The organism is Undibacterium sp. GrIS 1.2 (assembly GCF_040544435.1).
Classification (GTDB): domain Bacteria; phylum Pseudomonadota; class Gammaproteobacteria; order Burkholderiales; family Burkholderiaceae_D; genus Undibacterium.
Genome location: NZ_JBEONP010000089.1, coordinates 1 through 8,864 on the forward strand (window position 1 = coordinate 1; position 8,864 = coordinate 8,864).

7 protein-coding genes and 2 pseudogenes are annotated in these 8,864 nt (G+C 47.2%); 8 read left to right on the forward strand and 1 reads right to left on the reverse strand.

Translation table 11 applies throughout. The annotated features are described in order from the left end of the window. From AAKU61_RS21230 to AAKU61_RS21245, 5 genes and pseudogenes are all read left to right on the forward strand, one after another. Positions 1–1,526: RHS repeat domain-containing protein (locus AAKU61_RS21230; protein WP_354335502.1), on the forward strand; the 1,526-nt coding region annotated here is incomplete at its 5' end. Next, positions 1,516–1,992, forward strand: coding sequence for a DUF4265 domain-containing protein (locus AAKU61_RS21235; protein ID WP_354335504.1), 477 nt, complete (start codon positions 1,516–1,518; stop codon positions 1,990–1,992). The genes AAKU61_RS21230 and AAKU61_RS21235, both read left to right, overlap by 11 nt. A gap of 27 nt (positions 1,993–2,019) precedes the next feature. Then, positions 2,020–2,499: pseudogene (locus AAKU61_RS22835) on the forward strand (RHS domain-containing protein); the annotation flags it as partial. Between the two features lie 18 nt (positions 2,500–2,517). After that, a complete protein-coding gene (locus tag AAKU61_RS22840) occupies positions 2,518–3,195 on the forward strand; it encodes an RHS repeat-associated core domain-containing protein (protein ID WP_503012670.1) in 678 nt (225 codons plus the stop codon). 11 nt (positions 3,196–3,206) lie between these two features. Continuing rightward, the gene (locus tag AAKU61_RS21245) at positions 3,207–3,824 is read left to right on the forward strand and encodes an imm11 family protein (protein ID WP_354335508.1); all 618 of its coding nucleotides are present in this window, start codon (positions 3,207–3,209) and stop codon (positions 3,822–3,824) included. A gap of 378 nt (positions 3,825–4,202) precedes the next feature. Here AAKU61_RS21245 and AAKU61_RS21250 read toward each other — a convergent pair whose 3' ends face one another. Beyond that, complete coding sequence (locus tag AAKU61_RS21250; protein ID WP_354335510.1) at positions 4,203–5,723, reverse strand: metallophosphoesterase family protein; 1,521 nt, start codon at positions 5,721–5,723, stop codon at positions 4,203–4,205. A gap of 579 nt (positions 5,724–6,302) precedes the next feature. On the opposite strand from AAKU61_RS21250, the pseudogene AAKU61_RS21260 reads away from it, so the two are divergent. From AAKU61_RS21260 to AAKU61_RS21275, 3 genes and pseudogenes are all read left to right on the forward strand, one after another. Further along, positions 6,303–6,953 (forward strand): annotated as a pseudogene (locus AAKU61_RS21260) (IS6 family transposase); the annotation flags it as partial. 340 nt (positions 6,954–7,293) lie between these two features. Then, positions 7,294–7,722: a hypothetical protein gene (locus AAKU61_RS21270; protein WP_354335516.1), complete on the forward strand. Its 429-nt coding sequence runs from the start codon at positions 7,294–7,296 to the stop codon at positions 7,720–7,722. Beyond that, positions 7,723–8,154 (forward strand): tetratricopeptide repeat protein, encoded by a 432-nt coding sequence (locus AAKU61_RS21275; RefSeq protein WP_354335518.1) that lies wholly within the window; start codon positions 7,723–7,725, stop codon positions 8,152–8,154. Positions 8,155–8,864 lie beyond the last annotated feature (710 nt).

The following is an 8,864-nucleotide window of genomic DNA, read 5'->3' on the forward strand; positions in this document are numbered from 1 at the left end:
ATCTGCATCAAATCAATCTGGCGCAACCACACCAACACACCCAGCACCAGGTCATTGCGGATATGGAGCGCGATGCTTTACACCGTGAAGTAAAGCGCAGTCAGGGCAGCTTAGAAAGTCGTTACGACTACGATCCTATGGGGCGTCTGACACGACATAAGGCCGGGCAAGCCAAGGCGAATCCAATCGTTACCAGCATGAGCTACAGTACTACACGTGATGCCAGTGTTGAGATAGAGCGTAGTTATCGTTATGATGCCGCTGGCAATTTGACTAATCAGATTGATGCCCTACGTGGCAAGCAAAACTATCAATATGACCCTACTGGACGCATTCTTGCGGCGACTGGTCGCTTGAATGAAGCCTTTGCTTTTGATCCAGCGGGTAATATACAAACTACTCAGTCAGGCCGTGCGGCGGCAAAGGTCAAAGGCAATCGCCTCAGCGTGTATCAAGACCTGCGCTTTGAATACGACCTCCACGGCAATGTCATCAACCGTAAGAAAGGTGCGCATGAAGAAGCGCAGTTCACATGGAATGGCGACCATCAATTACAAAACGCAACAGTCACGCGCCACGGTGTAACGCAGACCACCAGTTATGAATACGACGCACTAGGCAGACGTACCAAGAAAACAGATGCCTTTGGTGCCACTGAGTATTTGTGGGATGGCGATCTGATGATACACAGCCAGCGCGGTAACAAGGCTTCACTATTCGTGTTTGAGCCAAACAGCTTCGTACCGTTGGCGACCATCCAGGACGACAACATCTACTGGTACCAATGCGATCAAATCGGCGCGCCACAAGAACTGACTGATGAAGAAGGCAAGATCATCTGGGCGGCCGATTACAAGGTCTGGGGTGAGGCGAGATTGCGCGATGTGTCACTGAAGACGGGGACGGATAATTGGTCATCGTCATCGAACTATAACTGGCAAACATCAACAAAACCTACGCCAGTTATTGATCAGCCATTCCGGTTTCAGGGGCAGCAGTTTGATGAAGAGACTGGGCTGCATTACAATCGGTTTCGATATTATGATCCTGGAGTTGGGCGGTTTGCTGGACAAGATCCTATTGGCTTGGCTGGCGGGACGAATCTATTTGCTTATGCGCCGAATCCGATTGGGTGGGTCGATCCATTCGGATTGGCTCCTAAACCACCATCAATATTTGCACTTAAAGATGGTGCTGGTGCGTCGCCTTCAGATATCACCGCCAGCAAAATTGGTGGAGGAACTCGCGTTGGTCAACAGGCATGTAGAGACAAACTACTAAAAGATGCCAAAAATAATAACGGTGGAATATACAAATGTTGGCGATGCGGTCATACAAGTAAAAATGCATCGGATATGCATCTGGGTCACAAAAATGTACCAACATCAAAAGGTGGAAATCTTGCAGATGTAAATGTTGATACAGAAGGTGCATCTTGTAACTTAAGTGCTGGGAACAGTGGGTATGTAAAAGAAGGGATGTCTTGTTTAGAAAGGGGAAGCTGTGGTGCACCATATGGAAGATAAAGAAAAAATTCTCATTCATGTTTATGCAGGGGAATCCAATAATTTACCTGTTTTTGAAGAACTGCCGGCATACAATTTGGGGGGCAATATTTATGAATTATTATCATCCCCTGGTTTAGCACTGAATTTAGCTAAAAGCGATGTTGTTGAAATAGTCGACACAAAACAACCAGTAAAGGTTTTGAAAAGAGGCGGTAATTTCTGCATACAGATATATTCGGATAATATTTCAGATCAGGATCTAAGCCACCTTGAAAAAGATGTTGCACACGTTCTTAGTGGTACTGTCGATGGAGTTTATATGGGCAACTTATCATTGACAGTGCCTTCATCTGCTGGAATTGAAAACATTAATGTTTTCTTTGATTCATTCACAAAAAAAACAGGCGTTCAATGGTACTTCGGCAATGTCTATGAAAATTTTGAAGATATACAAGATGAAACCCTTTTAAATTGGTGGTTGTAAAATTTTTTACTATTCTTTGCCTTTGACCCGGCTGGTAACATACAAACAGCGCAACCTGGCCGTGCAGCAGTTATGGTCAGAGGCAATCGCCTCAAGGTATTTCAAGACCTGAGCTTTGAATACGATCTTCATGGCAATGTCATCAACCGCAAAAAAGGCGCGCATGAAGAGGCGCAGTTCATATGGAACGCCGACCATCAATTACAAAACGCAACAGTCACGCGCCACGGCGTGACGCAAACCACCAATTATGAATACGATGCATTAGGCAGACGTACCAAGAAAACAGATGCCTTTGGTGCCACCGAATATTTGTGGGATGGCGATCTGATGATACACAGCCAGCGCGGTAACAAGGCTTCACTATTCGTGTTTGAGCCAAACAGCTTCGTACCGTTGGCAACCATCCAGGACGACAACATCTACTGGTATCAATGTGATCAAATCGGTGCTCCGCAAGAACTGACTGATGAAGAAGGCAAGATCGTCTGGGCGGCAGATTACAAGGTCTGGGGTGAGGCGAAAGTGCGAGACGTATCGCTTAGGACTGGGACGGACAATTTGTCTTATGCGTCAAGTCATGCGTGGAAAACATCAACAAAAGCTACGCCTGTTATCGATCAGCCGTTCCGGTTTCAGGGTCAGCAGTTTGATGAAGAGACTGGGCTGCATTACAATCGATTTCGATACTATGATCCGGCGGTGGGGCGGTTTGTTTCAGAAGATCCGATTGGATTGCAAGGCGGTATAAATTCGTTTCTTTATGCAGAAAATTCGCTGAATCACATAGATCCATTTGGACTGAGTAGTGCTCGACTCGACAAAGCCCTTGGTGGAAAAAAGAAAGACTGTCATGAGGCCCATCATTTAATTCCTGAAGAAGTAATGGGTGATCCTCAATACAAATCCATGTTCGATAAATTAAAAAATATGGGCTTTGATCCAGATGGTGCGGGTAACGGAATTTTACTTCCCGACAATTCGAACTTGGCCAAGCAAACTGGTTTACCAGGGCATTGGAGTAATCACGCGCAGTATTCTGCGTCTGTAAAAGGTGAAGTTGATACTCTATTCCGAGAATGGAAGGCGGGTCGTGTCTCGAACACTAGTCTCGCCCTTGGAGTTAAAGATATTCAAGGTAGAGCAAAAAACAATATTCAAACTGGCAAAGTAAAGTTAAACGCAAAATGTCGATTAATGTAGAAGGTAGAGCTATGAACTATTATGTTATTGAATATTTGGGTGGCGATCGTGGCTGTCCTGATTATCTCAAAGGCACCTTAAATAAGGATTTTCAGTGGGAAGCATACGATCCTGATGTGGATAAATTCGTGATTGATGCAGAATATGAATTTAGGGCGAAACACACTGCCATCGATTTAGACTTCTGGGACGGACTATTGTGTTCTGAAAATTTCACTGCGCTATGCAGAGAATTTGGACTTGAGATGCGTTTGATTCCTGTAAAAATTATTCAGTCAAACAAAATTGAAACGCAAAAGAAATATTTTTACGTGCTTGTAAAAGACTACCTGTCAATCCTTGATGTTGAACAATCTAATTTTCGAATAGATCTCGATATGGAAACTAGTCAGCCAGTCTATGACAGATTTTTTCCCGACCAAGTTAGGTACGAAGCGATTTACAAATTTATTGTTGATTCAAAAAAAGTTGGTAGTGCCGGAATTTTTAAGTGTTTAGATATCGGCGCAAAATTTGTTTGCAATCAATTATTCAAGGATGCGTGCAATAACAGAAAACTATTGGGATTAAAATTTACGCCGATTGATGAAAGTTTTCAGGTTATTCCATTCTGGCTAAAAGACGAATAAAAAATATAGAGCCAAATATTTTTGTCTTCCTCTGAGTCAGGGGGTGTAAGCCGGAACCCCAGAAAATTCCGTCGAAAAGCGTCAGGGGCGATTTGATGCCTGGGCGCAATGGAACAGTGAACCGACTTAAGAATTTTGAAGTGTCGACAAGGGGGGCCTGTCATTTTCAGAAGACGACTGCACGCGAGTTCAGAAGCGGACTGCACTAACGGTTCCGCGTACTTGGTGAGGTCAGGGTGCGAGCAGGCCCGTTCACACCGGAACCGTTATGGACGTAGTTCGCCTGATTGCCGGTTGAATGCGGTGCCCAAGGGCTGAAACTAACCAAAGCCGACCACGGTGACCAGAGCAAGCGGACACCCCCAATCCCGAATCCAGTTACCGCCGGTTCGCGAACTCCGGAGACACGGAGGCAACTACCTCGCGGAAAGCGCCGCCGTTGACGCTCTCGAAAAATGACGCAATCCATCGTTGGCTATCTGGTGCCCACTCCAGCAAGTTATACGAGAGGGGCGAGCCTTCAGCCCCAAGAGAACTACCGCAGCCAATCGAAGTGAGCGGCATGCGATCTGACCCGCATTCGACCTCGCGCTCGACGTAGCGGGCCTTGTGCTTGTGACCGTGAAGAATCGTCTTCACCCTCCAGTCGAGGCACCATCGATGCAGGTCTTTGGCGTCGACCATCTCAAGGAAGGCCTCGTCCCTGAGACCGACAACGTTGAGCGCTCGTTGCACCCAGGTCTCAGGCGGCACATCGAAGGAGAACGGGTGGTGGTGCACCAACACGATCGGCAGGAAGTCCTTGAGTTCCGGCCTGGCCGCCGTGAGCGTTCGGTATTCGGCGCCGATCTGCCTAAACTGAGACTGCGTGATCTTCCCGCGAGCGAAGCTCCCCTTCACCGACGAGTTGAAACAGATGAATACCATCTGGCACTGTTCATCGACAACGATCTTGGTGGAACCGATCAACGCAACCTGCTTGTAATTGTCGCCGAACAGGCCAATCATTCGTTGGTCGTGATTGCCGGTGATCGAGATTGGCTCTCGGCCGCCTGCCAAGTGGGTGATGTTCTGCTTGAATCCCGCGAACATCGCTGCATAGTTCTGGTTGGGCGTGTCGAACAGGTCGCCGGTGATGACTACCCTATCTACTGACTTGACGATGTCGCGAAGTTCGGCGTCGAGCAGCGGCTGGTTCTCGGTCGCATCGCTGGTGCCGAAGTGCAGGTCGCTGAGGTGCAGCAGCCGCCGATAGTTGCTGGGCTTGTTTGACGCCCAGCGCCGAAGTACGGCATCGAATCCGCCGCTGCCTCGGTAGCCCGGGAACGGCCCTCGGCGATGCCTGCCCTCATGCATGCCATTCTCAAGCTCACGCATGAGTTCTGGGACGCTTTCCAAGCGAGCGAAGGCGCTCGCACCATTGGCGGTCCAGAACACGATGCCAGGCCAATCCGCAGCTGCATGCAGCGCAACCGAGAACGCCGCGATTGGGTCGAGGACTTCGAAGTTCCGATCCGTCATGTCCTGCTCGGGAATCAGCACAAGCAGTTGGCCATACATGGGCGCGCTTGCGATCTGCTTGGCTGTCTCCCGCAACCGGTCACCGGCGCCGACGGCAAGCGCGAATAGCGCGTAGTCGGAAAGTTCGGACCGCAACTCTTCCAGGACACGCTCGACGACGAGGCCAGGCAACGTTTCTCTGTCACCGAAATCGTGTGTCTCCCGTAGCCGTGAGGCGGCTCGCGATGCAACTTCAGCGATCTCTTCCGGCCAGGACTCGAAGGCCGGCTCAGAAATGAGATAGCGCCTCGCGTCGTATGTCAGCGCTTCGAGAAACTCAATTAGGTCGCCACGGCGAACCCGTGGCGCACCTTGGGACCTGGAGGTCACGAACGCCATGATGTTAGCGTGATTAAGTCTAAAGATTGCGCCCATGGTCGTTCCCTTTCCCGAGAATTTGCTTGATTGTACGCATTCATTACTACATCAGGTTCGAGCAAGCAGCTTCGCACCATCTAGCCGTAAATCCTTTTGGTGAGACGTGTCGGTATAACATTTATCTTGTATTCCGTGTTCCTGGCACAAATCGCCAACCTTGATTTCTGGCTACCCATCGCCGCCGTGTATAGACGCAATTTGGCGGCGGTTACCTTGAACGGCCGACCTCCTATCCTACCTCAATAAAATGTGGGAACAGCCTGCCAGAATCAAAGGCAAATCCCAGCAGGCCGAGTCCATTATTGACCAAAAATGGACGACTTACCGAAACCGAAATTCAGGTTGGCAAGCAGGGAGTTTTTGCTATCCTTCCCGCTATCCCGGGCTCCCCCCAAGGTCAGATAAGAGCCTTCGGCAATTCTGTATTCCAGACCTAAGACATAACGGGTGGAGTCAGGTACGGCCGTTGCATCGTTCCGCGTTTTGGAATACTCAGCAATGCCGGTTGTGTCGCAATAAGCGAATCTGGTAAAGTTTGATATGGACGATTTTCGTAAAAGCCTCATCAAAAGCACTCTCCGTAAGGTTCTTAAACGACTGCATTATCCGTTGGAAGTCATGATGCTTTGTGTACGCTGGTACGTGGCATACCCATTGAGTTTTCGTCATATCGAAGAAATGATGGGAGAACGCGGCGTTGTCGTTGATCACGCCACGTTACATCGCTGGGCTGTGAAGATATTGCCTGTGCTGGCTAAGATATTTCGTTCACGTAAGCGTTCCGTAGGTCGGAGTTGGCGCATGGATGAGACGTATATCAAGGTGAAGGGCCAATGGAAATATCTCTACCGCGCCGTGGATAAGCAGGGCATGACCATGGACTTCTTGCTGACAGCCAAACGCGACATGGCTGCGGCAAAGCGCTTTTTTAACAAAGCGATGGGAGCGAACGGGGATCCTGACAAGGTCGCAATGGATGAGAGCGGAGCCAACAAGGCTGCCATTGATGCGATCAATATTGGCCGCGTTCAGCCTATCGTTGTGCGCCAGGTCAAGTATCTCAACAACATCGTTGAGCAGGACCACCGCGGCATCAAGCGGATAACCAAACCGATGCTTAACTTCAAATCTTTTCGATCGGCCAGCGCAGTGCTCGCTGGTGTCGAGCTCATGCACATGATTCGAAAAGGTTAGTTTGACACCGATGGTCTTGCGGACCTGTCATTTGCGCAACAATTCTATGCCCTGGTAGGACAGGTCCGTCCAGCGTAAAGGTACACCCTCGTCGTGTCGGCAAAAGCTGGTCTCAGCTAAATAACGCGACAGAACCTAAAATACTCTGATATGTCTCATAAGACAGATGCAGTTACCTGGTGGAACGAAACTGGTAGACAATTTGGAGCAAAGTCATCTGAAGTGAGAGCATGGATGCTTGATTCAAAAAATTATGTGTTAGATCATCTGTCTATTAATAGATCTCTTGGCGCAAAGCTCGGAGAAACATATTTACCACCTTTGAAATGAGACTTTTATGAAATCGGTCAATGACGAAATAATGCAGCAGATGAGAGAGCTAGGCGCCAAAGTGCGTGAGGCGCTTAAGATTGGTAATGCAGAAGAAGCGCAATCATTGCTTGAGCAAGGCTGGCGTTTGATTCCTGAACCAAAATCTGAATATGACATCAGCATTTCTAAGGTCTTGGCGTCAATTCGATTAATGGCTCAATCTGGAAAGCCATCGCTAGCTTTTAAATGGATAGACGAACTTAAATATCTTCCAATTTCAACGATAGATGCAGAACCAGACCTTCTTATCGGAATGACGTTCTTTGAGCTGCATGATGAAGACAAAGCTTTTTTACATCTACAGCGAGCAAATAAACTTTCCAAAGGCCGTTGCTTTCAAGATGAAGATAAGAAATATCTGGAATTTTACAAAAAACGAGTTGCGGGAAATTAAATGGAACTTCCAGAAAAAATTGGTACTGAGATTGATGACTTGTCTGAAGAAGGTAATGAATTATGCGATCAGTCTAAATACGAAGACGCGATTCTAAAATGGTCTTCAGCAATAGACTTGTTGCCAGAGCCCCGTGAAGATTGGGATGCCTACACCTGGTTATTGGTGTCGATTGGCGATGCGCAATACCAACTCAATCAACTAGATGCTGCACGAAACAGCTTTTATGACGCACTTAACGGGTCTGATGGACAAGCGAATCCATTTGTTCACTACCGCCTTGGGCAATGTGAAATCAAAATAGGAAATGAGGACAGTGGAATTTCTCACTTATTAAAGGCATATATGCTGGATGGAGATGAGATATTTTCTGGTGAGATCGATGGACATTTATATCTTCAAAAACTCAAAGACAAGCGACTAATCCCGTAACGTCCAACTACCCTCTGATTTTTAACCACAGGCAATAGAAAATTTTATGATCAAAAGACCTCTATCAGTCTGGCTAGTGCAAATTCTGTTAACGATTGCCTTTTTTGTTTTTGTCTCTTCCTTGATGGTTTGGACAACGTAGTCATTTGCTGAACTTTGGGGATCGTCTAGGCCGCCAACAGAGGTAATACTGTTTTTGATCGAGTTCGCTTTTAAATTTACCTTATGCGGTTATGTTGCGTACGCTGTTTTTGCTATTACTAAGGTTTGGAAAAATAGTCGAATAATTGGACTGATCGCACTTGGTATCTTATTTGCGTTGACTGTTTTTAGTAAATTCAATGCACTCCCTATAGGTCATGGTTTGCCAAGATATGAATTGACCTCCCCTGCACAACGTGGAGGTGCATTTCTTGGGAATATATTTATGTTGATTTGTTTCTGGATTTTATTTTTCCGCTTTGGTTTTTCGAAGAAGGTACGTCAATTTCTTGACCAATCTTCCAATTAAAATGATTTATGCATAACTCAATAATTCTGAGCGTATCAACACGCGGTCTTGCGCGAGGAGATTGTCGCCAAAGCTACCTCCTAGATGATGCCGTAGTCGTAGAGATCGTAAGCGCTCCATAAACCCCAGACTATCAAGTCAAATCTAAATCCTTCAAGCTCACGATTTCAATAATGAGATGGAGTGGAAATGGAAAAGC